Here is a 23,523-nt window from a genome sequence, read left to right on the forward strand (position 1 = left end):
CACATAGCTCGTCTAACGTACAGTCATTCGGGTTTTTGATTTGGTTTTGTTCGATAGAGAGGGTCTAACGGACAGTAATCAGGGTTTTGGGTCTGGGTTTGTCCGATAGAGAGCGTCTAACGGACAGTAATCAGGGTTTTGGGTCTGGGTTTGTCCGATAGAGAGGGTCTAACGGACAGTAATCAGGGTTTTGGGTCTGGGTTTGTCCGATAGAGAGGGTCTAACGGACAGTAATCAGGGTTTTGGGTCTGGGTTTGTCCGATAGAGAGGGTCTAACGGACAGTAATTAGGGTTTTGGGTCTGAGTTTGTCCGATAGAGCAGGTCTAACGGACAGTTATCCGGGTTATGGACCTGCGTTTGTCCGATAGAGAGGGTCTAACGGACAGTTATCCGGGTTTTGGACCTGCGTTTGTCCGCAAGAAAAGCCGTATATTTAATAGAACTCTTTTATTCATCGCTCCAATACACATTAATTCCTATAAAAATACTTGAATTTAACGATAGGTATGTTATATTCGAAAGCGGGTATAGATAGTAACACCAATCTTATATTTGGAGTGAGTCTGGATGCTTCATCAATTTTCTAGAAATGAACTGGCCATCGGCAAAGAGGGCCTTGATATAATGAAAAACAGTACTGTAGCCGTATTGGGAATCGGCGGTGTCGGTTCATTCGCGGCAGAAGCGCTGGCACGGTCTGGTGTAGGGAAGCTTATTTTGATCGACAAGGATGATGTCGATATCACGAATGTCAACCGCCAGCTGATTGCGCTGCTTTCGACAGTCGGCAAGCAAAAGGTCGAAGTGATGCGTGACAGGATCATGGATATCAATCCTGAATGCGAAGTTGTCGCACTGAAAATGTTCTATACGGAAGAAACGTATGAAGAGATTTTTGGCTACGACCTTGATTTTATCGTCGATGCTTCGGATACAATTTCTTACAAAATCCATTTGATCAAGGAATCCATCAACCGAGGCATACCGATGATTTCAAGCATGGGTGCGGCTAATAAAATGGACCCTACGCGGTTCCAGATTGCTGATATTTTCAAGACGCACACAGATCCACTCGCGAAGGTCATCCGTACTCGCCTGCGAAAAGAAGGAGTAAAAAAAGGAATTCCTGTCGTCTTTTCTGACGAAAGCCCGATTGTCATCAGGGAGGATGTCCGGAAAGAGGTTGGCAATGACAATGCGGAAATCCGCAAAGCGAAAATGCCTCCGTCTTCCAATGCGTTCGTTCCGTCTGTAGCAGGGCTCATCATGGCCAGCTATGTCGTCAGAGAACTATTAAAAGACATCGAAATTGAGCGTGTGAACAGCTAAAAAACGTGTAAATAAGCAGAAAAAGCGGCAAGGACCTCTAAAAGGGTCCTGCCGCTTATTTTTTATGTCCGGTGATTTTTTCATAGATGGAGGCAATAGCCTGTTCGAACTTACCGGTTTTCTTAGGTTTATAATATACCTTGTTTTTGATCCTGTCAGGAAGATACTGCTGTTTGACCCAGCCGCCTTCGTAGTCATGCGGGTACAGGTAGTCCACGCCGCGGCCAAGGTCTTTGGCTCCTTTGTAATGGGCATCCTTCAAATGATCTGGCACTTCTCCGCTGATGCCCGAGCGGATATCAGCCAGTGCTGAATCAATAGCCGCATAAGCAGAATTCGATTTAGGGGACAGACATAACTCGATCACCGCATTGGCCAGTGGAATCCTTGCCTCCGGGAAACCGACTCTTTCTGCTGCTTCAATGGCTGCCAGTGTCCTTTGTCCTGCTTGAGGACTTGCCAATCCGATGTCTTCATAGGCAATCACTAGAAGTCTGCGATTGATGCTGACAAGATCGCCTGCTTCAATCAATCTTCCAAGATAGTGGAGAGCGGCATTTATCTTAAAATTCGAGATAAAAATATAGGATAGCCAATAAATGTTAGGCTATGGGTTAGTATCATTGAATTTATTTTTTATCAGTGTAAAATAGCTATTGATAATAAAATATTTAATATTATTAATGTGTTTCTATTAGGGGACGTAGCCCTTAGCGGGAGGCGTAAAAGTAACTGGTTGTGAGTTTTATTTAAACTTAAGTTATGTTTGCTTTAAAATATCTAAAATTAATTCAGGAAACACATTATATTGCATATCACAAATAGAATAGGTGTTATTGTCTACAGTTTGGCATATAAGCAGTAGAAAGTAATCTTATATATAATTTACTTTAAAATGAGTTAAACGCTTAAAGAGGCTATATGAAGGCTTATACAAGGCTAATTATATGATTGAAAGGTTTTTCTAAAGGAGGGGGATATTTTGCTATTTGATTCATTAATCGAGTCACCTTTATCATATAGAATGAGACCTCAAAATATTGATGAAGTAGTGGGGCAAAAACATATTATTGGAAAAGAAACTGCTCTTTACAAAATGATAATAAATGGACATGTCCCTTCAATTTTACTTTACGGTCCACCTGGGGTTGGCAAAACTTCTATTGCAAGAGCAATAGCAGGAACAGTTAATAGACCGTTTGTATCGATAAACGCAACAATAGCTGGTAAAAAAGATATTGAAAATGCAGTTGAAGAAGCAAAAATCGAAGGGAATTTAATTTTATTTATCGATGAAGTGCATCGGTTTAATAAAGCACAACAAGATTATCTATTACCCCATGTAGAAAAAGGGTTAATTACTTTAATAGGAGCTACCACCGAAAATCCCTTTCATGATGTTAACCCTGCAATAAGAAGCAGATGTGGTCAAATTAAGGAGTTGAAGCCACTTTTAAAAGAGGACATCAAAGAATTATTAATGCGTGCATTGTCTGATAAAGAAAGAGGTTTTGGTAAAGAAAAAATTCAAATTACAAAAGATTCAATTGACTTAATTTGCTCTTCTACAAACGGAGATGCTCGCTCAGCGCTAAATGTATTAGAAGAGGTTATCATTGCTTCAAAAGATGATAAGGCAAATTGTATTACTGTAGAAAAAGAAATTGTCAAGGAGTGTGTACAAAACAAAGGGTTTACACATGACAAAGATGGAGACCTTCACTATTCCCTTTTGTCATGTTTACAAAAATCCATAAGAGGCAGTGATGTCAATTCTGCTCTTCATTACTTGGCAAGGCTTATTGAAGGAGGCGATTTAATTTCAATATGCCGCCGATTACTTGTAATTGCATATGAAGATATTTCGATTGCTGCTCCAGAAATAGGATTCAGAACATTGGCTGCTATTCAAGCAGTAGAGCGTCTAGGTCTTCCCGAAGGTAGAATTCCGTTAGCAAATATAGTAGTAGAACAATGTCTTTCTCCAAAAACCAATAGTGCTTATACGGCTTTAGACCTTGCACTAGAAGATGTTAGAAACGGTAATGTTGGGGAAATTCCAATACATTTAAAGGACGCACATTATAGTGGAGCAAAAATATTAGGTCATGGAAGTGGATATAAATATCCGCACGATTATCCAAACTCTTGGGTTAACCAACAATACTTACCTGAGAGCTTAAAGGATAAAAAATATTATCAGCCAAAACAAAATGGTTATGAGAAACATTATAGTCAAGTTTATGAAAAACTGAATGGACTAAAAAATAACCTAAATAATCAATAGTAAACAAAGTGTAAAATCAAATTGTTGATTTTACACTTATTGTTTCTCATGGATAAATATTCAGTTAAAAACTAAAGAATAAAATCCACCTCTTAATGGAACTTTATTTAAAGAGGTGTTAATTTTGGTGAATTTAAAGTCAAATGCTAAAGCTTTTATTCATGAGCGAATCATTTATGAATATATGATGTTTCGATTTTCCAAAAATAATTTAACCATGAGACATGTTATTAGACACGGTAAATTATTACATAATCCTAGCGTTGTATCAGTCTCTTATCTTGAGATTATTGATACAACTTTTCCAGATGTAGAGAGGATTGTTTTAAAAGGGGATAAAAATAAAGAAGGCAGACCAGGTGAGATTAAATTTCTGACTTCGGAATTTAAATACCACAGGGATGACATTGATAGATTCCATAACTTTATGGAGAAGTTAGGATGTATTATTGTTTTACGAAATGACAATTTACCATTAGGTCTCATTGAAAAGTATCCTGATATCGATGTTTATGAATTAGATAAACTAGATTTTGAACAGTATGTTAAAGAAAATTTCGATAGATTGTTTCACAAACAACTGTTAAGCAGAGATGGCAAGCCTTTTAATATTTGGATTATGAGCCAAGCTCCTAATTTTTATAAAGGTTATAAAAAGATGAATATACAACCTGCTTCCGAAAGCGGTCTTTGGTGCCCTAAAGACACTAGTTTAACTAAGTATGACATTGCAACTGGGGATAAGATATTGTTTTTAAAGTTTGGTAAAGAATTCAGGCTAAGCCAACTTGTTCAAGATTATTGGAAATCGCACAAAAGTATCTACCCAGATTGGTTTATTACCGAATTATATATTGGGGAGGTTACAACACCATTAATGGATAGAAGTGACTTTTGCAATATAAAAGGTATTCCGATTCACACTCCCCTCTGGAAAAATGAATCTGATGGAAACAAACAATGGTCAAAGATTTTTGAATTCAGGAAAATTAATAATTGGAAATGTAATATTAATTTAAGAGAGATGTACTCTGAACTTCCGGATATAGTTCACCCAATTCTCTATTATGTCTTTACTCAGCAGGTCTCTGTAAATGTTAAAGAGGTTGATTATATTAAAATTCTTGAATATGTATTGGACCAATATAAAAATGGAGAGTGTGTTGGTTGATACGGAAAAATGACAGGAAGCTAAAGGCTTCACTGTCATTTCGTTTTTTTTCGAACTTTATGCGCTGCAACAAGTGGTAAGTTTGTAACAGGGTTATCAGATACAATGAACGATTTTTTATAATCTGGATATTTATTTACAACTTCTTCGTATGTGCCGGTATCATTTATAAACTCTGGTTTCCACATGAAACACTTGGCATGTTGAATTTGCATTCCAAAAGTATCCGTATGTACCTGGTCTGTTCTTTTAAAAGGTTTAAGGCATACTACACAATGTGGTTGAAGCTTTTCCCTTGTCATTACTCTCCTCCTCTCCTACTAAAAACATACAATACCTAGGAGGGTTTGGGTTGGGAAATCAAATAAAATACATATTTATTTCACAATTAGAAGAGGAATGCTTATTTAATAACATTAATTAGGATAATTCCCTCAAGTTGGTCAAATACACTGCATTTTCGTTATTTTCTATTTCAACAATGCTTGTTTTCGTAATTATATATTTACTGCTATCTAATCTATTTCTTATGCTGTTAAAGTAGGCTCTTGCTTCTTTTTCGGTATAGAATATATCGGTTTCCCCTAAGTCTCCCCAACATTCTACTACCCATTGTTTTTCCAAGACCTTCACTCCAATACCAATAAATATCAATCCATATATTAAATAAAATATCATAAAGCTAATAAGATAAATAGTTCCAAATGTTCCTTTACTCTCCTAAACATTTAACAAATTATTTATATTATCATTTAGGGTGGGGTGAAATGGATATGTTCGTATCGCCAATGCTGCTTCATAAAGTAGAACAGCCTTTTAATGATGATTCCTATATTACTGAGCTTAAGCTTGATGGGATTAGGGTTCTGTGGACTAAAGTTAATGACAAGGTTCGTTTATATACACGTCACAACAACGATGTAACCTCCAAATTTCCTGAAATACACAACATCAATTTACCTAATGGAACCATTCTAGACGGTGAGATTATTGTGCCCGATAATGGTAATAAACCTGATTTTGAAAAGATGATGGAGCGTTTTAGCTCAAATAATAATCAGAATTTCATTCAATACTGTGTATTTGATATCATCCAATTTAACGGTGAAAGAGTAACCTCACTTCCATTGGTTAATAGAAAAGAGTTATTAGCTAATGTTCTTGAGCCTGCTGATAATATAGTATTAACTCGATTCATTGAGGGTTATGGTGTTGAGTATTTCAATTTAATTAAACAACAAGAATTAGAGGGAATTGTCTTAAAAAGGAAACACTCTAAATACCAAATAAATAAACGTAGCAATGACTGGTTAAAAGTAATTAACTATCAATATGCGGAGGTATTTATTTCAGGAATTAGGAAAGATAAGTTTGGGGCTGTTTTATCCTTTGAGGATGGAAAGTACGCTGGTATTATGGAGTTTATGAATTCATCAGAGAAAAGAAAGTTGTATAGTTTGATTAAGAAACTGGATGAAACCGATAAATACGTTTTAATCGAACCAATTAGTTGTAAGGTTAAATATAGGAATCTTACGAAAGCAGGCTTGTTAAGAATACCTTCATTAAAGTCTCCAATTTTCTAGCTTTATTCTAAACAAATTTGCATACTCATATAAAGGAACAGCAGTGGTTAAAAGCATAACGGGTTCGGTTTTGAAGTACAAAGTGCGAATTAGCAGTGCTTTTCGCAGTGTAATTCTCAGACTCTTTAGCAGTGAATTTAGCACACAAAAAAGCTCGGAGCCATTATGCTCTGAGCCTTCTTTATAAATAGCACATTGTTGTACATAAGCACCCGGTAGCACAATAATGATAAAATAAAAACTATTTCATTGTGACGGATTATACCCCTCAAAATGTCCGTACTGCTGTATCTCCCAAACCATTGTCTCTTTATCACTAAAATCCATTAATTTAAGATTCTCTGTACTTACAATCCATTTTTGATGTGGGCTTGGAAGATTCATTCCGGGCTTGATTGGCTGATTAACGTTCATTTGGATTTGATAAGGGTCTCCCCTTTGATTCTCAAAAAGCTCGCTGTGTTGAATAAAATGTAAAAAGTCTATCATTTCCTTTCGGCTATCAGAAGCCGGAATCATGTAAAATGGAACTAAAACCAAGGATGTTGCAAGTTCCTCTTGATAATATTGCTCGTACATCTCTTTATTACTATCAGTGATAACCAACCGCTCATCGCCAAAAAATATATCAATGGCATCTCCTACCGTTTTAGCTTTATCCATACTCTCTATATCTCTAAATTGATAACCATCTCTATTCGTCTCAAGAGATTGTCCCTCTGGGTTGACTACCTGCCTGTTTTCATATTTAAAATAACCGAAAGTTATTACTCCCACTAAAACAATGACCAAAGATACTAAAATACCTACAAGTTTTCTCAATGTCTTAATCTCCTTCTTATTATTCTTATATTCATTATACTGAAAAATAGCATTTTTTGGTAAAGTCTTATTAAAGTATTCCGCTATCATTTTAACATAAATATCCAGAAATCCGCTTACCATTTTCAGCATACCAAATCGCATAGCAATTAGCATACTGACAATAATTTCTGTAACTCCGCTAAAAAGGTTGCGAATTTGAGTGCTAAAACATCAATAAATACAAAGAAAACCTTGATATATCAACAAAAAAATACAGTCCAATTCAGTTAAGAATTGGACTGCTAATTTATATGCGAATTAAGTTTTTGTACTCGAAAACCGAACCAGTTAGTTTTATTCTACTCTGTTTTTCTTTTCTAATTATATTGGAAAGTTGTCATCGACCAATTAGAGACATAATTGCTACTAATATAAAACGTGTTTTCGAAACGGTATGTCTGCTTGTCTTCGTGTGCTATCTTTACAATTAAAGTACATCTTCCCCTCGTCATCTAGATATTAATTTTCTTTGAGTATTGGCATAACGCTTCGGAAGTTCTTTTAAATCAAATTTCAACCGGAGGTCTTTTCCGATTATTTTAACGAGCTGCCAAGCATCTTCTTTAAAATTACCATAACCATTCATATATTTTAGAAATGGGGTTTCAAGAACTTTTTTTGCATCCGAATCAAATCCAGACGGAGAATCTACTCCATATACTCTATATGCTATTTGTTCGGTATATAAATCATATCCTGCATAAACCGGGGGATTTATTTCATTTTGCAAAGTAAGCTGAATTGCAATATCAAAGACTCTTCCATCTATCTCAATCCAAGAATGGTCAAAAAACAAGCGCTTTTCATCTAAAACTTCACCAATACACAAGTCATTTTCTATACCCTGTTCCTTCAATAAAACATGAAAAACACTAGAGATTAAATGGCATGCGCCAGGATTAGGTCTTTTCTTGTAATAATCAGATATTGCAAAAAATGTTTTGTAAATCTTACTTTTTTGTTCATGTTCATAAGGTATTTCGTCAGCTACAACTCGAAATGATTTTGTCTGGTTCATAATTACACCCCAAATAAAAAATATTATTCTATAATTATACCAAGTGATAAATGTTTTTGTAAAAAATCCCATCGATATTAAAGGGTATTTCTTCGCTTTTGTCGAATGGAATCGGAAATTGGGATATTAGACAGTGGAGGGATTAAGATGCATGATTATATTTACAATCAAATAAATCATTCAATTTCTTTTAGTAAAAATGAGATACAAGAATTTTTTTCTAAAGAAAGCCCTGACCAGGTTACAACAGAAGAGTTAGAAGGGTTCCATGTACATTTAACTGATATAATTAAGGGAACGCTCTATCACGATTTTTTTAATTCATTAACAGTAAACGATAATGAAAATGTCTTGTCTAATATTAGGGACTTGCTTAAAAAAAAGACACAAACCATTAGAAACGATATATTAAATAAATATTTACAAAGTGAAAACCTCCATGTGTTGATGAGCAATGGGTGTTCAATGTATGCCGGCTCAAAAGCAATAAATACGAATGACAAACAAGAACATACGACGTTGCTTGAGGAGTTTAATTTTACAAAGACTGTTAATAATCAAACTGAACTCGAATCTGTTATACACGATTTAGCTAGAGCACGACCTGAACAAGCTCTTGATAGATTATATGAGATGGTATCCTATTATCGGAATGTCCTTCAGGATGAAACCATCCATAGTCAATTGGAAGTTCTCGTGGAGAAGTTTAAACGGGTCTTTATTAAGAATTTTGTGCTTACAGTTAATTATGAACAAAACCATTTGCATAAAACATTTCTAAAGAAATTAGTATCAAGAGGTTCCAAGGTTAAGAAGGCGAATATCTTTACTCTTAATTATGATTTACTAATTGAAAAAACAGCTGAGGAATTAGGTATCCATGTGAATAATGGTTTTGTGGGTTTTCATAATCGCTCCTTTAATCCTTCTTCATTTCATCTGGATACACATATTCAATACTCTGACGGTGGCAGAACTTTTACTAAAGGTATCAACTTATTTAAACTACATGGGTCATTATCATGGATTTTTGATAATAGTAAACCGCCTTATGGGATATCAGAAACGCAGTTTGATTTTAAGAAGAATTATGACGTGGGAGAGGTAACAAACATCCCTGATTGCATTATATACCCTGTTCAATCAAAGAAAACTTATTCCCTAGACCTTCCTTATAGTGAAATGTTCCGGCAATTCATTGAATTCTGTAATAAACCTACTTCAACTTTATTGGTGATGGGATATAGCTTCTTAGATGAACATGTAAATGATATTATAACCAATGCGTTATCCAATCCAGATTTTAATCTTATTGTTTTTTCATATTCTAAAAAAGAAGATGAATGGATATCACCTTACTTAAAAGGATTGATAGAAAGAAGCATGGAAGATTCAAGAATATCATTGTTCTTTGGAAATTTTTTAGGCGATTTTCAGTATATCACTAGTTATCTTGTGCCATATCCAAACTCTGATAATACCGAGAAGGTTATTCTAGACACAATAAAGAGATTAAAAGGTGAGATGGAAAACAATGTTTGATGGGGATGTAAAGATAGGGAAAATTATAAAAATCGAGGGTCTCTCAATTCATATTGAAATTATGGAAAAAGATATAGCCAATAAACTTGTTTTAAAATATGGGATAAATGATTATGTAGTGTCAATTAATAAAATGATTTATAGTTTATTGCCCAATGGGAAAAAAATAATTGCACGTATAGGAAAAATATATGATAGGAACACTTTGAATCCTGATGATATTTTTACACAAGAGCAAGATTCATTTGTTTTGGAAGCTTCTTTTATTGGTATCTATGATGATTTCTTAGGAAGTTTTGATTCGGGCATTAATACTTTCCCTATTATAGGGAGTGAAGTTTTTTCGATAAATCAAAAAATGTATCAATCTGTCGTAAGCGTTAATTCCTCATACCGTCTTCCTATAGGTAATAGTTATGAAGATACCCAATTAGAAATATCAGCGAATCCAGATATTCTTTTTGGTAAGCATATGGGGGTGTTTGGTAATACGGGAACTGGAAAGAGTTGTACTGTAGCTTCTTTAATTCAAGGGCTAAAAAGAAGATTGTGCGATAAAGAAGGCAATCTAATAAACACAAAACCGAAAATAATCATTTTTGATTCGAATGATGAATACGAACAGGCATTTAAAGGCACCGAATTCAAAGTTAGAAAAATAAAAAAAGAGGAACTGTATCTGCCTCATTACCATTTGAGTTTTACTGAGTATTATCGTTTTTTAGGTGCAAGTCTAGGTGTTCAGGCTCCAATCCTAAAGAATTGTATAAAAGAACTTCGTGTTAAAAATGATACTACCGAAGAAAAAGGATTCTTTTTCAAGGACCTCCATCAAGAAATTAATAAATGGTTATGGAACAATGCTAGAAAGAAAGATAGAGACGGCAATTTTACAGGGGAATATGATAATTTTAAGGCAAGTCAATGGTTTAACTGGTGTTCAACAATGTTAAATCGAATTCAAACTATCACAGATGACTCAAGAATTTTTTCAATTATAGAATGGAAAGAAAGCATGAAAAATACAATTGAAGAGATTGTTGAATCTGATGATGAGATTATATTAATTGAAGCTGATTTTGAAAAGGATGAGCTTGATATTGTTATGTTCCTTTTCTCTAAACTAGTTTATGAGTGGGCTGTTAATAACAGAAGGACTAGAGCTATTACCAGCTTAGTTATTCTCTTTGAAGAAGCCCATCGATATATTAACGAAGAGGAACAAGATGAATTTAAATTAGGTACCTATTACATAGAGAGACTTGCGCGTGAGGGAAGAAAATTTGGGATAAGCTTAATAGTTTCGAGTCAAAGACCATCTGAACTAACTAAGTCAATAATTTCTCAATGCAATTCATTTATCGTTCATCGAATAACCAATAAGTTAGATTTAGAATTTATTAATCGAAATCTTACCAGTAACAATCAAGAGTTAATAAAATTTGTTCCGGGTTTAGAGAAGCAATATGCAATCGTTTTTGGTGAGGCATTTGGTTATACAGATATTGTTAAGATAGCTACAGCCTCTCCTGTCCCCAAGAGTGAAGACCCTAATGTTATTGGCTCATGGGTATTTGATAGCGAATCCTAAGCTGCTTAAGAGTTCCTCCTCTAGATTTAGAAGATGAAAACAAAAGGGTCTGAGTATAATTACCCTTTTGTTTTCGGGTTGATATCTTTTAAAACATTAAACTTATCAAATACTACTTGAGTATTTATTACCATCAAAAATTAATTTATTACTATCAATTATATCTTTAATGTAATTTGTATTTAACTCATATCCAATAGCGTTTCTACCTTGCTCAGTAGCATTTCTTAGAGTCGTGCCAGTCCCAGCAAAAGGGTCTAATACAATATCATTTTTAAGACTAAAAAGTCTAATTAACCTCATCGCAATTTCATCAGGGAAAGTAGCTTTATGTAAATTGTGCCTTGACGGATTAATTTTCCAAATAGGGTGCAGCCAATCTTTAAGGATTTCCTTTGGAATTAAATTTTGAGCTTCTGCTTGTTGCTCGTAATTAATCTCTCTTTTTCTGTTTCCAGGTTTTCTGAAGACTAAAATATGTTCTGTTAATAAGTCGTTATATAAGAATGGAGGCACTCCAAAATCCTTATACTCTCCTTTTCCTACTGAACCATAAATAAGTTTGGATTTCTCCCCCTTTTTAACACCAAACTTTTCCCAAATAAAGTGTTGGAATAAATCAAAGTCCATTTCAACAGTAAAGAAACTAATAATGTCAGATTGTATGGAATAAAGCCTAGGTCTCCCCGTTTCTTTGTACTTCCCACTTCTTATATCACCAACATTAATGCATATAAAGGAATCTTCTTTTAGCACCCTCATGCACTCATGAAAATGCTTTTTTAATTGGTATAGGTATTGTTTATATGAGACATTAAAGCCTAATTGTTCAGGGTGTTCATAATTCTTTAAATTCCAATAAGGTGGGCTAGTAATAATTAAATCGATTGTTCCAGTTTGTATTTCATCCATACATGATGAATCTTTATTGTAAATTGTTAAATCCAAGACATTACCTCCTTACCTTGTAAAATTAGATATGTCCCGAAATGTTTAAGGTATAATTGTTATTCTCTTAATATCTTTCTATTAAATAGAGTTAAACCAAATAATATTTTCCCTTCTAATTAAAATCTTTTGCTATTTGGCAATTTCGTCCCAATCTATAGAATGATAAAATAATATATAGGAAAAGGAATAGACGGTTTTGAAATAAGTATGTATCATAACCAGTATTCGTATATTAATTTATAAAGCTGTATCCTTCTAATACAGTTGGATGATTCTGACCATCCTAAAAAATGCGATTGTAAACTTGTATCCCTACCAAGGTAACTTTATTTCCTATCGTGCTTCTTAAAAAAATGGGGGCTTTTTTTAGCTGACGAAGTTGTGGTTGGTAAAACGCCTCGTAGTTCCATCTTCAATGCTTATGCAGTGGAACCTCGGTGTAATTAAATAGCACTCATAGCGAATCCTAGCAAGTGATTATAGTGAGGTATTATAATTCGATTGAGTTCATATTCAATTTCTAACTAAAGGGAGCAAGCAAAAATGTTAAGACATTACAGAAAATCTGGGCATAAATAAAATGTTTCCTAAGAAAAAATTAATAAAGAGTAATTTAAGAGGTGTACAATGAGTAAATTTGAAAAATTAGAACTAACGTGGGTTGGTAAAAACAAACCTCAAAAATTAGAACCCCGTATTTTATTAGAGGATAGCGATAATTCATATCATTCTTCAACAAGAATATCCGAGAACGACCAATTTAATAATCGATTAATCTTTGGGGATAATTTATTGGCTTTAAAGGCGTTAGAAGATGAATACAATGAAAAGGTGCAATGTATTTATGTGGACCCTCCCTTCAATACAGGGCAAGCGTTTGAACATTATGAAGATGGCTTAGAACATTCATTATGGTTAAGTCTAATGAGAGATAGATTTATCATTTTGAGAAATTTACTTAACGAATCTGGTACGTTATTTGTACATATTGATGATAATGAGCTAGGAAGATTGCTGGTATTATTAGATGAAATTATGGGAGAAAAAAACCGCATCTCTATTATTACTTTTAAACAAGGCTCAGTTACTGGGCATAAAGCTATTAACCCAGGACCAATAACCATTTCGAACTATATCCTAGTTTATGCTAAGAATAAGAGCAAATGGAGATTTAATGATGTATATGTACCTAAGAGTCGTGACAAGAGGTATGCACAGTATATTACCAATATTGATAAGCCCTACGACCAATGGGAAATCTGCACATTGAATGATGCAATTGCTAGTAAATATGGTTTGGAACAAAAGAATGTAAAAAAACAGCTAGGAAATAAATATGAAGAAATCGTTGAGAATTTTGTACTTGAAAATTCATCTTCAGTTATCCGTTTAGCCAGACCAGATTATAATAATGTAAGCGCAGCTGCAAGAGAATTAATTGATAGGTCAAAAGAACATCCAAATAAAGTTTTTTTGCTTGAGCGTGAAAACCATCCTCCAATGTTCTTAATTAGGGGCGAACGTATCTTGTTTTATAAAGATAAATTAAAACTTATTGATGGAAGTTATGTAACTGGAGAAAAGATAACAAATATTTGGGATGATTTGTTATCAAACAACCTTCACAAGGAAGGTGGCGTTAGTTTCCCGAAAGGTAAAAAACCTGAAGCACTTATAAAAAGAGTCTTAGAAATTGCCACTAATCCAGGTGATATAGTCTTGGATTCATTCGCAGGTTCTGGGACAACTGGAGCTGTCGCTCATAAAATGGGACGACAATGGATAATGGTAGAACTTGGTGACCATTGTCATACTCATATTATTCCTAGATTAAAAAGCGTAATTGATGGAGAAGACCAAAGTGGTATAACTAGAATTGTTAATTGGAAAGGCGGAGGAGGTTTTCGATACTATCGACTAGCTCCTAGTTTATTAGAAAAGGACAAATACGGGAATTGGATTATAAGTAAAGAATATAATGCAGCTATGTTGGCTGAGGCAATGTGTAAACACAAAGGTTTTAAATATCTGCCATCTGAAACGATATTCTGGAAACAAGGGTATTCAACAGAAAATGATTTTATTTATACTACAACACAACTAATAAACAGAGAGATTGCAGACCAGATACAAGAACAAATGAAAGAGGAAGAAACACTTATAATTTGTTGTAAGGCGTTTACAGTAAATTCTAATGACTATCCCAACATTACATTTGAAAAAATACCAACTTCAATATTAAAGAATTGTGAATTTGGAAAAGATGACTACAGCTTAGAGATAGAGGGACTTCCAAAGGTTGAAATGTATGAGCAAATCGACATTTTTGAAGGGGAAGTTGATGAAGAATGAATTGTAATGTAAATAACATATCAGCTCGCTTAAGTTTAAGAAAGCCCCAAAAGGAATCACTTGAAATTTTATCTGATATCCTTGAACGAATGGCACTCGGGAAACAAAGTGCTGAATCCTTAAAAAATGAATTAATCAAACTTAAGAAGCTTTATCCCTCTGTTACAGATTTTGAGAGGGATTTCCCCTCTCTTTGTTTTGCTCTAGCTACTGGGGTTGGGAAAACACGGTTAATGGGTGCTTTTATAGCGTATTTGTATATCACCAAAAGGATGAAAAACTTTTTCGTTCTGGCTCCCAACCTAACTATTTATAATAAATTAATTCAAGACTTTACCCCGCATACCCCTAAGTATGTTTTTAAAGGAATATCTGAATTAGCTATTAATCAGCCAAGAATTATTACAGGGGATAATTACGAGGAAGGTATTGGAGTTCGAAAGCAAAGTCTATTTGGAGAAGATGAAATCCATATTAATATTTTTAATATATCAAAAATTAATTCTGAGGTACGAGGTGGTAAATCACCTAGAATTAAACGATTAAGTGAGTATATTGGTCAAAGTTACTTTGAATATCTTGCATCTTTACCTGACCTTGTTTTACTTATGGATGAATCCCATAGATATCGTGCTTCAGCGGGAGTAAAGGTATTAAATGAATTGAATCCTGTTTTAGGAATAGAATTGACAGCTACCCCACAAATCGAGACTAGTAATAAAACAATACCTTTTAATAATGTGATTTATAGTTATCCATTATACAAGGCAATGGAAGATGGATTTGTAAAAGAACCTGCTGTTGCGACCCGACCAGACTTTACCCCTCCTAAAGATGTGGAAGAACTCGAAAAAATAAAGCTGGAAGATGGGATTTTAGTTCATGAAGAAACAAAAGTAGAGCTCGAAGTATATGCTAAACAAAACCACTTGCAACCTGTTAAACCCTTTGTACTTATAGTTGCTCAAGATACAAAGCATGCAGAAGAATTGTCGATTTTTCTCCAATCAGATGAGTTTTTTAATGGTAGCTATAAAGGAAAAGTAATAACTGTGCACTCAAATCAAAGAGGCGAAGAAAAAGACGAAACAATTCAAGAATTGATGGCGCTTGAGGACCCTAACTCAGAAACTGAGATTGTAATCCATGTTAATATGTTAAAAGAAGGTTGGGACGTTACTAACCTCTATACAATTATTCCTTTGAGAGCAGCAAATTCAAAAACATTAGTAGAACAATCTATTGGTCGTGGTCTACGTTTACCATATGGAAAAAGAACGGGTGTAAAGACTGTAGACCGTTTAACTATAATTGCTCATGATAAATTTCAAGAAATTGTTGATGAAGCTAATAATCCAAACTCAATAATACGTACTGGAGTTATTATTGGTAAAGATGTTGCTAAAGGACAAAGGAAAGCAGTTACATCTCCACCTGTGCTTGAAGATTTAATTGTTAACGAGGTCGAAGAAACAACTATAAAAAAAATTACTGAGCTAAATCCTGAAACAAAGGAAACATTCACTCCAGTTGAAATTAAAAAGGTTATTAATTTGATACAAACTAAGATTCAAAGTCTAGAACATCTTCCTAGCTCAAAAAAATTAAATGAGAAGCAAGTTAAGAAACAAATAATAGTTGATGTTCAAAGTAAATATAAAAATAAACAGCTTCATTTGTTCCCAGAAGAAGCTCAGGAATTTGTTACAGAGGTTGTAGAAACTTATTTAAAGAAGAATATTCAGCATAGTATTGATATCCCGCGCATTTTAGTTCAACCAGTTGGAGGTTTTTCCTGGGGTTATAAAGACTTTAATCTTAATGTAAGTAGAATTAATTTACAGCCTGTTGGGGAAAAAATATTAATTCAACATTTGCGAACTCATGAACGCGAAACGTTGCAACGCATTTATCAAAATTATGAGGAAGAACGATTAGAAGACTATATAGTTAACGAACTAATAGAATATTCCGATATTTCTTACGACGAACATGTTGACTTACTGTATAAATTAACTGGGCAATTAGTCTGTCACCTACAAAGTTATCTTCCAGATGAAAGTGCTGTTCGAAATGTCTTGCAGTATAATCGTGTTAGGTTAGCAGAATTAATTCACCTACAAATGAAGGAAAACTATTACGAGTTAGCAACTGCCTACGAAGTAACTATAAGTAAAGGATTTGAAACCTTAAAGACGGTCCATTATACTACTATGATAGATAATGGAGAGCGGCAATTTAGAGAGCCAGTTGAAGATAAATCACATATAAAAAGCTATGTTTTTAGCGGTTTCTTAAAGTGTTTATATCGCACCCAAAAATTTGATTCGGATAGCGAAAGGCGGTACGCAATTATTTGCGAAAGTGATGATACCGTCGAGAAGTGGTTTAAGCCAGCTTTAGGTCAATTTAAAATCTATTATGGACATAGTGAAACTTATAACCCGGATTTTATTGTAGAAACAAAAACGAAAAAGTATATTTGCGAGATTAAGAAAAAAGATGATATTAACGATAAAGTAGTACAAGAAAAAGCTAAGGCAGTTCAAAATTGGTGCAGCCACGCAACAGAACATGAACTGAAACATGGTGGCAAGGAATGGATTTATTTATTAATCCCTCATAACGACATTAATGAAAATATGACAGTTGAGGGATTAACAGCTAGATATCGTTATAATTGATTGGCTGCTTCCCTCCTATTTATGGGGATATTTATCTAGATGAAAATTAGAAGGGACAAAGCACTACATGCTATGTCCCTAACTTTTTTACCTTCTTTTACTCTTTTTCTGAAGGGTTTCCATTTTTTATTTCATTAATTATCTTTCGATGCTGGATTTCAGAACTGATAACAATTGAAATGAGAGTTACTGCTAAGGCTATTACAGAGAAGTTATTACTATCAATACCACAAAATAAGCGGGGGTTTCCAAATAAGTCCCATACTAAGTAAGGAATTAATGAAATAAATAGCAAGATACTAACAAATTGAAGTGACCTTCCAAAAACGCCTGATTTCCCCTCTAACTCCGCCATCTGTTGCTGCACATCACCTAATGACCAAAACAAAGTAGCTATTGATACTAATATAGCAAACCCATTATCAACCGGTATTCCAAACATAGATAGCAAAATACATACAATAAAGATAATAACTGCAAGCCAAAGTAATCTTTTTTGTTCCTTGGAATATGATTTAGCCTCTTTAATCCCTGCCTTATAAGGAAGTGCGATAAAGAAAACTACTACTAAAATAGCAGCAATTACTAGTCCTAGCATTGGTATATCTAGATTAAGAATTAATTCCCATATACTACTGGACTCCACACACATGTCTTTCTCATTAAAAATTTCTCCTTTTTCCATACTTTCCCCCTACCCCAAATTGAAATTCTGGGCATTGTCCACCATCCATCCACTATTTGGTAATATTTTATATTTACAACATTATTAATAATAAAACAATATTAATTAATATTAAATAGATATTGATTGATTTTTATTTTGGTTTTTTTTATTATTGTATTAAATAATGTTAGTAAACTAATATTAAAAAAGGCGGAAGTCGATGAAAGAATATACTGTGGTAGAAGTTGCTGCTATTCTCGTGTCTAAAGGAATAATTCGGAGGAATAATAGAGTAAATAAAAATAAAAATGGTCAATCAAAAATATCTACAGGTGAACAACAGGTTAGACTATGGATAAGAGAATATAATAAAATATTTCAAAATGAATATAATCGCTATATTACTGAGGGAGATAGTCATGAAAAGGCATCTGAATATGCCCACACTATCGCATCCAATTATGGAATAAAGGCTGCTATTCGAAGTAAAAAAGAAGGATATCGAATTACGAAAGATGATTTAAAGGAATTTATTGATGTGAAACTTGGCTCGAGTTTAGAAACAAAATTAATAGAAGGTCTAAAAAAAGAGGCGATTACCAGAGCCTCAAATGTAAAGGTAGTTAGTGGGAAATTACAGAGCGAATGGTTCTTGCAAGGATTTCAAGAAGCAATTGAGTTCCTTAAAGCCAATCTAGATGTAGCTATATCGAAAGAGGTTATTAACTTACCTTCTTATGATTGGTTTATTGATGAAAAGAAAACTTTTGCTACTAATTATCGGATTAGGGAAACGAATTCTTCCACAATATTATGGGTCGAATTTATAAACCAGCATGTTAATAATATCCAATTTAAGATGAGGATATATAGACAAAATGATACGAATAAAATTAAAACAAATGTTGAATGGTCAATTAAAAATGCAATTTTAGCAGGTCATAATAGAGCTGAACTCGATAACATTGTTAGTATTGAAACCAATATTGCTACACTTAAGGAATTTTTTATTGAACAAATTCCTGAAAGTGATGAAAATAAGCTGTTGATTCTCATGATGTTAACAGCTTAAGTTTTTTTGTATTTAATGTTAGTTTTCTAACATTAAAGGCTACTTGTACTAATTAACTAATGAAGGAGTAAAGTACCTTGAAAAACATGATTCTCTTTGAGACGGATTTTAATTACAAAGTCTTTGAACGAGAGAGGAAAATAATGAAAGTTACTACAAATGAGATAACAAATAAAAAGACTGTAATTGCTGTTAAGCTAGAACGCAAAATAGACGGAGCGTATGTTATTGACCCATTAACAAATAGTTTTTTAAAAGATGAACTTTGGTCAAATAATACAGCTTTAAATACTCAAAAAAAATATATGCGGACAATTTGTTCCTTCTTAAACTATTGCAGATATATGGTGAGTAGAGATGAGACGGAATTTGCCGACTTAAAGGATGGTCTATTTAAAATGAAATTTCGGCATGCATGTTTATTTTTGCAGGACCAGGTGGCACGAGTTGAAAGTGGTGAAATAAAACCAAATACAGTTGGAGAAATGGAATATCCCCTATTGAGATTTTATCAATACTTACTTGATTGTGGAGTTATTAATGAAAATGTTAATAAAATTCTAGAAATTGAACGAAAAAAAAACAAAATTAAAACCATTCATAATCCTTTTCGCCAAATAGGGACCTATTATGTCCCCTTCCCAAAAAATGAAATGGTTTTTCAATCTGTCCGTGATTTCACAGATGATAGTTTTGAAGATAGGTTAGAAAATATTAGACTTATGATAAATTTAGCTAGAAATTATTATAAGGATATTGCATTTGCTTTGTGCCTAATGTTTTACGGCGGTTTAAGATTGGGAGAGGTTGTTAATATGACGCGCAGTAACCTGATAAGACCAGTTTTTTATGACGATGATGATACTGGTGAGGATGGATTTGTAGTACACGTAGAAGATAATCCTGAATTGTTTGCTGGAAAAAAAACTAAATCAAACAACCAAGTCAAAAGGAGAACAAAATTTGCTGCATTAGAGGTTATCGATATCCCCCTAGTTTCGGACGTTTACAAAGACCATAAGCTCCATATCAAATATTTGGAGCGAGAGAAAAAAATCAACAATAATTTTGCATTCTTTTATAGCACTCATAAAGGTGTGCCTCTGACATACAATGCTGCCTATTATCAATTTAAAAAGCTTGGAGAAATATTTATTGAAACCCTAGTTGAAAATGGGGATAAGAAAACTCTTGAAAATTTAACGGATGTAGATACTAATGATTTTAAGATGACCCCCCACCTTTGCCGAGCAGTCTTTACAAACTTAGGAATAGATTTAGGCTACACAAAGGAACAAATGAAAAATCGACGCGGTGATTTAAGCCCGCATGCCCTAGAAGCATATTGGAATAGAAAAATCGTGAAGAAAAAGAGACAAGAAGTAGTATCTACCATGCAAGATGAAGCTATTAAATCCTATCGTTCTAGAAAGGAGACATAATTATGGAAAAATATACATCACTAGAGGAGGCAGTAAAATTAGTTAGGAATGAAACTGGTGTCTATGACAAGATAGAACATTTAGTTGGTGTTTTTGTAAGTAAAAGAAAGTTGGATAAAGCTAAAAGTATAGAAAGCTATGTATTACCAATTACCAAGCTTAATACATTAATTGATGCTGGGCGTATTCGAACACAATCAATTGATGGAAATGTTAAATACTCAGTTTATGATTTAGCGAAATATTTTATACAACAAGAAATTATTGCTGATAAGTTTTATTACTTTACCGACTTTTTTGATATGAACAACTCTAAAGTATCAAAGGGTGTTTCGAAGCTATATCATCAAATAATTGAAAAACTTTCCTTATTAGGCTTAATAGAAGTCATTCAGCTTAGTCCCATAGATTCTTTAGGTAAGAAAGATAAATTCATTACAAGGTTGCACACAGATATCTTTTTTAATGACTATATAAGTCTTGCGAACATTTCGAAAGAAAAAGGTTTATCCTTTGAAACACTCCATAGTAAACTTTCCGATATTGAAGGGAAAATTTCTATTCTAAATATAGGGAAATATTATTCATATAGATTTGTGAAAAAAAAAGACTTCGAGAATTACATGAGCAACTTCTTGACGTATTCCCAAGAACTAATATCAGAAAAAAGTTTAGGGAACTCTCTGGGTTTAACTCAAAAAGCCATCCAAAAAGTCCTGAAGGTTTTTAATATTCAGCCTCAAACAGTTGTAGGAGAGATTAAAAATCAAAAAAGTAAAAGAAATTTTCAAGGCAGAAAATTCTATACTCCCGATACACTGCCATTATTAAAAAGGGAACAAAAAAGAGAATGGGTGTTTTATACAGAAAATTATTATACTTCCAAAGAGGTTGACGAATTAGTTGAAAATGAGTTGCATATTAATTCTCCATCTCGTGAAGTTTTTTCTAACAGCTATTTTGAAAAATATCAAAATGATAATTTATCAAAAATCTCTGTTCCGGAAATTATAAGGATTGAAAAGGATGGGAGAAATTTTAAAGGAGTTAACTTTCTTTATCGTAAAGAAATTATAGACAATTTTATTCAAGATATGAAATTCGAAAGGGATTATGTTGCGATTAGTGAAACAATGTTGGCACAACCGTTAATTGCATATCAAGAAACAATTAAACATTGTAATGTGACATTTCCAGAAGGAAGTAAAGAAACTGAGGATTTGTGGAATTCTTTTGTAAAAATCACTCTTGAAAGAAGAGATAATGAAAGAACCCTTTTAAGGGCTATTCGAGACCATGTTCAGACTGCGAAGTTCCTGACAAAGTTACTCTCAGCAACCAAAAAAGACGTAGCTTTTCTGACAAATAAAGAAATAAAGGTAGCTGTTTTTAATAAAAACGTGAAAGTGTACCAACAAGCAATAATGTATTCGTTTCTTTACAATTTACAATCCTATTATGTGGGTCAAGGAAAAAAAGTGTTATATAAATTAGATGTCTTTGAGAACCCTGCTCGCCCTGAAAACCAGTCCAGAATTAAAGAAGTCTACTCAAAAGATGAATATGGTGCATTTCTTGATTACGTCAACCAAATAGAAAAACACAAACTAAAGGCGATTGAAGATATAGAGGTCCTTTTAGAAGGGAATAGAAAAAAATACCTAGGTTATGCTTCAACATGGTTATATGTCCTTATTCATCTAAATAATAAGTGGAGACGGTATGAAGTAACGATTTTTCCGCCGCTTGGCGATGATATTTCAAATACTAACATCATAAAGAGATTCAACATGAATTATAAGGCTGCCTTGAATTATTTAAAAAAACATGACTTGGAAAAGAGCGATGTTGAATATATTGCAAACAAATTGAAAGCGTTTATAACGATTCACAACAAGAATAAAGGGGAACGAGATTTTACTTGGACAGAAACAACATCCTTAGCATTAGCGACTGCGATTATACTTTGTGAGATTCGATGTAAATTGGATAATTTCGAAACTGAATACCTTATTGACTTTCATTCAAAAAGTAGGCAACTACCTGAAAGGAACGAAAGGTACTTCTTTTCCGATTTTGAAGAAAAGAACTTGAATTTCAAGTCGTTAAAAATGAATGCTACTTTAAGTTCTTTAGGATTTCAAACTTCCAGACGCTTGGGAAATGAGGCTGTAATGGATGTTATACGTTCCTTCCGTAACCACAACTTAGACCAGTCTACAAATATTTATTTGTCCATTTCGGAAGAACGGCTCACCGAAATTTCTAACAATTTATTTAATTCCGGACCTTTTGGTTTTGTTCATACACAATTAAGTAACATTTTTGAAGGAAAAGACAATATTGACAAAAATTTAATTTCTGTTGATAAAGCAAATTTTTCAAAGGAAATATCCCGAATTTTTGGAGACTGGTTAAAAATCGAAGAATTAGTGCGTACATTTAAACTTCTATCTAATAACGAAATAATTGCAAAAGATTTGATTAATAGCATGTCCGAAGAAGAATTGATTGAACTAAATAAAAAAATGAAAATGGGTTTAAATCATGCTAAAGATGAAGGTTTTATGTGCGTTTTTAGTGATTGTGTTTATAAACAGTTAGAACAAGACTGTATTAGTTGCCCTTTTATGACAATGAATTTTCACACTTTAACAGTTTTAGCTAGGGACTTCTCAAAGTTAATCATTCAGTGTGAACTGAAATTTCAACGATTAAATGAAGTGGGCAATTTTACGAAATATAAAGAAGATGTTCCAGATGCGGAACGGCTTAGATTAACACGCCTTTTAGCAATATATACCTACAGATTAAAAGAAGCTGTTGCGGAATTTGGAGAAGATGTCGTTTCTATGTTCTTTAAAGATGGACTGAATACTGCGAGGGAAAGTTTAAGGGCAATTCCTTCTGTATCTCGCTATAAAAAGATGCTAGTGGAAATAGACAAAATATCGTGGGAGGAATAA

At 33.5% G+C, this 23,523-nt stretch carries 17 protein-coding genes and 1 pseudogene; 11 read left to right on the forward strand and 7 right to left on the reverse strand.

The features are described 5' to 3' along the window. The first annotated feature begins 568 nt into the window (after positions 1 to 568). Complete coding sequence (locus tag J7E38_RS00005; protein WP_214704655.1) at positions 569 to 1,330, forward strand: tRNA threonylcarbamoyladenosine dehydratase; 762 nt, start codon at positions 569 to 571, stop codon at positions 1,328 to 1,330. Positions 1,331 to 1,385: 55 nt separating this feature from the next. Here the strand turns inward: J7E38_RS00005 and J7E38_RS00010 are convergent. Beyond that, positions 1,386 to 1,889: pseudogene (locus J7E38_RS00010) on the reverse strand (AAA family ATPase); the annotation flags it as partial. A 423-nt stretch (positions 1,890 to 2,312) separates the two neighbouring features. On the opposite strand from J7E38_RS00010, the gene J7E38_RS00015 reads away from it, so the two are divergent. Both J7E38_RS00015 and J7E38_RS00020 read left to right on the forward strand, forming a co-directional pair. Further along, on the forward strand, positions 2,313 to 3,617 hold the full coding sequence (locus tag J7E38_RS00015; RefSeq protein ID WP_483297152.1) for a replication-associated recombination protein A: 1,305 nt from the start codon (positions 2,313 to 2,315) through the stop codon (positions 3,615 to 3,617). A gap of 124 nt (positions 3,618 to 3,741) precedes the next feature. Continuing rightward, positions 3,742 to 4,788 carry a hypothetical protein gene (locus tag J7E38_RS00020; RefSeq protein ID WP_214704653.1) on the forward strand — a complete coding sequence of 349 codons (1,047 nt, stop codon included), beginning with the start codon at positions 3,742 to 3,744 and terminating at the stop codon, positions 4,786 to 4,788. 35 nt (positions 4,789 to 4,823) lie between these two features. Here J7E38_RS00020 and J7E38_RS00025 read toward each other — a convergent pair whose 3' ends face one another. Both J7E38_RS00025 and J7E38_RS00030 read right to left on the reverse strand, forming a co-directional pair. Next, positions 4,824 to 5,090: a hypothetical protein gene (locus J7E38_RS00025; protein WP_214704652.1), complete on the reverse strand. Its 267-nt coding sequence runs from the start codon at positions 5,088 to 5,090 to the stop codon at positions 4,824 to 4,826. Between the two features lie 118 nt (positions 5,091 to 5,208). After that, entirely contained in the window at positions 5,209 to 5,412 is a 204-nt protein-coding gene (locus J7E38_RS00030; protein WP_214704651.1) for a hypothetical protein, read from the reverse strand. 149 nt (positions 5,413 to 5,561) lie between these two features. Here J7E38_RS00030 and J7E38_RS00035 point away from each other — a divergent pair, with 149 nt between their 5' ends. Further along, entirely contained in the window at positions 5,562 to 6,374 is an 813-nt protein-coding gene (locus tag J7E38_RS00035; RefSeq protein WP_215038100.1) for an ATP-dependent DNA ligase, read from the forward strand. A 246-nt stretch (positions 6,375 to 6,620) separates the two neighbouring features. Here the strand turns inward: J7E38_RS00035 and J7E38_RS00040 are convergent, their stop codons facing one another. Further along, positions 6,621 to 7,328 (reverse strand): hypothetical protein, encoded by a 708-nt coding sequence (locus J7E38_RS00040; RefSeq protein ID WP_214704649.1) that lies wholly within the window; start codon positions 7,326 to 7,328, stop codon positions 6,621 to 6,623. A 358-nt stretch (positions 7,329 to 7,686) separates the two neighbouring features. Beyond that, on the reverse strand, positions 7,687 to 8,256 hold the full coding sequence (locus J7E38_RS00045) for a lasso peptide biosynthesis protein (RefSeq protein WP_214704648.1): 570 nt from the start codon (positions 8,254 to 8,256) through the stop codon (positions 7,687 to 7,689). Positions 8,257 to 8,403: 147 nt separating this feature from the next. Between J7E38_RS00045 and J7E38_RS00050 the strand changes: the two genes are divergently transcribed. Both J7E38_RS00050 and J7E38_RS00055 read left to right on the forward strand, forming a co-directional pair. Further along, the gene (locus J7E38_RS00050) at positions 8,404 to 9,798 is read left to right on the forward strand and encodes an SIR2 family protein (protein ID WP_214704647.1); all 1,395 of its coding nucleotides are present in this window, start codon (positions 8,404 to 8,406) and stop codon (positions 9,796 to 9,798) included. Continuing rightward, entirely contained in the window at positions 9,776 to 11,389 is a 1,614-nt protein-coding gene (locus J7E38_RS00055) for an ATP-binding protein (RefSeq protein WP_214704646.1), read from the forward strand. Before J7E38_RS00050 ends, J7E38_RS00055 begins: the two co-directional genes overlap by 23 nt. A 105-nt stretch (positions 11,390 to 11,494) precedes the next feature. Here the strand turns inward: J7E38_RS00055 and J7E38_RS00060 are convergent, their stop codons facing one another. Then, positions 11,495 to 12,337, reverse strand: coding sequence for a DNA-methyltransferase (locus tag J7E38_RS00060; protein ID WP_214704645.1), 843 nt, complete (start codon positions 12,335 to 12,337; stop codon positions 11,495 to 11,497). Between the two features lie 630 nt (positions 12,338 to 12,967). Between J7E38_RS00060 and J7E38_RS00065 the strand changes: the two genes are divergently transcribed. Then, positions 12,968 to 14,692, forward strand: coding sequence for a site-specific DNA-methyltransferase (locus J7E38_RS00065; protein WP_214704644.1), 1,725 nt, complete (start codon positions 12,968 to 12,970; stop codon positions 14,690 to 14,692). Beyond that, positions 14,689 to 17,376 carry a DEAD/DEAH box helicase family protein gene (locus J7E38_RS00070; RefSeq protein WP_214704643.1) on the forward strand — a complete coding sequence of 896 codons (2,688 nt, stop codon included), beginning with the start codon at positions 14,689 to 14,691 and terminating at the stop codon, positions 17,374 to 17,376. Before J7E38_RS00065 ends, J7E38_RS00070 begins: the two co-directional genes overlap by 4 nt. 97 nt (positions 17,377 to 17,473) lie before the next feature. Here J7E38_RS00070 and J7E38_RS00075 read toward each other — a convergent pair whose 3' ends face one another. Beyond that, positions 17,474 to 18,061 (reverse strand): hypothetical protein, encoded by a 588-nt coding sequence (locus J7E38_RS00075; protein ID WP_214704642.1) that lies wholly within the window; start codon positions 18,059 to 18,061, stop codon positions 17,474 to 17,476. A 202-nt stretch (positions 18,062 to 18,263) separates the two neighbouring features. On the opposite strand from J7E38_RS00075, the gene J7E38_RS00080 reads away from it, so the two are divergent. From J7E38_RS00080 to J7E38_RS00090, 3 genes are all read left to right on the forward strand, one after another. Continuing rightward, a complete protein-coding gene (locus J7E38_RS00080) occupies positions 18,264 to 19,115 on the forward strand; it encodes a hypothetical protein (RefSeq protein WP_214704641.1) in 852 nt (283 codons plus the stop codon). 77 nt (positions 19,116 to 19,192) lie between these two features. Beyond that, positions 19,193 to 20,557, forward strand: coding sequence for a site-specific integrase (locus J7E38_RS00085; RefSeq protein ID WP_214704640.1), 1,365 nt, complete (start codon positions 19,193 to 19,195; stop codon positions 20,555 to 20,557). 2 nt (positions 20,558 to 20,559) lie between these two features. Continuing rightward, positions 20,560 to 23,523 (forward strand): hypothetical protein, encoded by a 2,964-nt coding sequence (locus J7E38_RS00090; protein WP_214704639.1) that lies wholly within the window; start codon positions 20,560 to 20,562, stop codon positions 23,521 to 23,523.

It is taken from the genome of Bacillus sp. ISL-35 (genome assembly GCF_018613355.1).
Taxonomy (GTDB): domain Bacteria; phylum Bacillota; class Bacilli; order Bacillales; family Cytobacillaceae; genus Mesobacillus.

Bases quoted from the DNA above. Each gene is read 5' to 3' on its own strand.
- J7E38_RS00050 (WP_214704647.1), top strand. From the start codon at position 8,404: ATGCATGATTATATTTACAATCAAATAAATCATTCAATTTCTTTTAGT.
- J7E38_RS00065 (WP_214704644.1), top strand. From the start codon at position 12,968: ATGAGTAAATTTGAAAAATTAGAACTAACGTGGGTTGGTAAAAACAAA.
- J7E38_RS00025 (WP_214704652.1), bottom strand. From the start codon at position 5,090: ATGACAAGGGAAAAGCTTCAACCACATTGTGTAGTATGCCTTAAACCT.
- J7E38_RS00045 (WP_214704648.1), bottom strand. From the start codon at position 8,256: ATGAACCAGACAAAATCATTTCGAGTTGTAGCTGACGAAATACCTTAT.
- J7E38_RS00035 (WP_215038100.1), top strand. From the start codon at position 5,562: ATGTTCGTATCGCCAATGCTGCTTCATAAAGTAGAACAGCCTTTTAAT.
- J7E38_RS00005 (WP_214704655.1), top strand. From the start codon at position 569: ATGCTTCATCAATTTTCTAGAAATGAACTGGCCATCGGCAAAGAGGGC.
- J7E38_RS00075 (WP_214704642.1), bottom strand. From the start codon at position 18,061: ATGGAAAAAGGAGAAATTTTTAATGAGAAAGACATGTGTGTGGAGTCC.
- J7E38_RS00040 (WP_214704649.1), bottom strand. From the start codon at position 7,328: ATGCTGAAAATGGTAAGCGGATTTCTGGATATTTATGTTAAAATGATA.
- J7E38_RS00070 (WP_214704643.1), top strand. From the start codon at position 14,689: ATGAATTGTAATGTAAATAACATATCAGCTCGCTTAAGTTTAAGAAAG.
- J7E38_RS00080 (WP_214704641.1), top strand. From the start codon at position 18,264: ATGAAAGAATATACTGTGGTAGAAGTTGCTGCTATTCTCGTGTCTAAA.
- J7E38_RS00090 (WP_214704639.1), top strand. From the start codon at position 20,560: ATGGAAAAATATACATCACTAGAGGAGGCAGTAAAATTAGTTAGGAAT.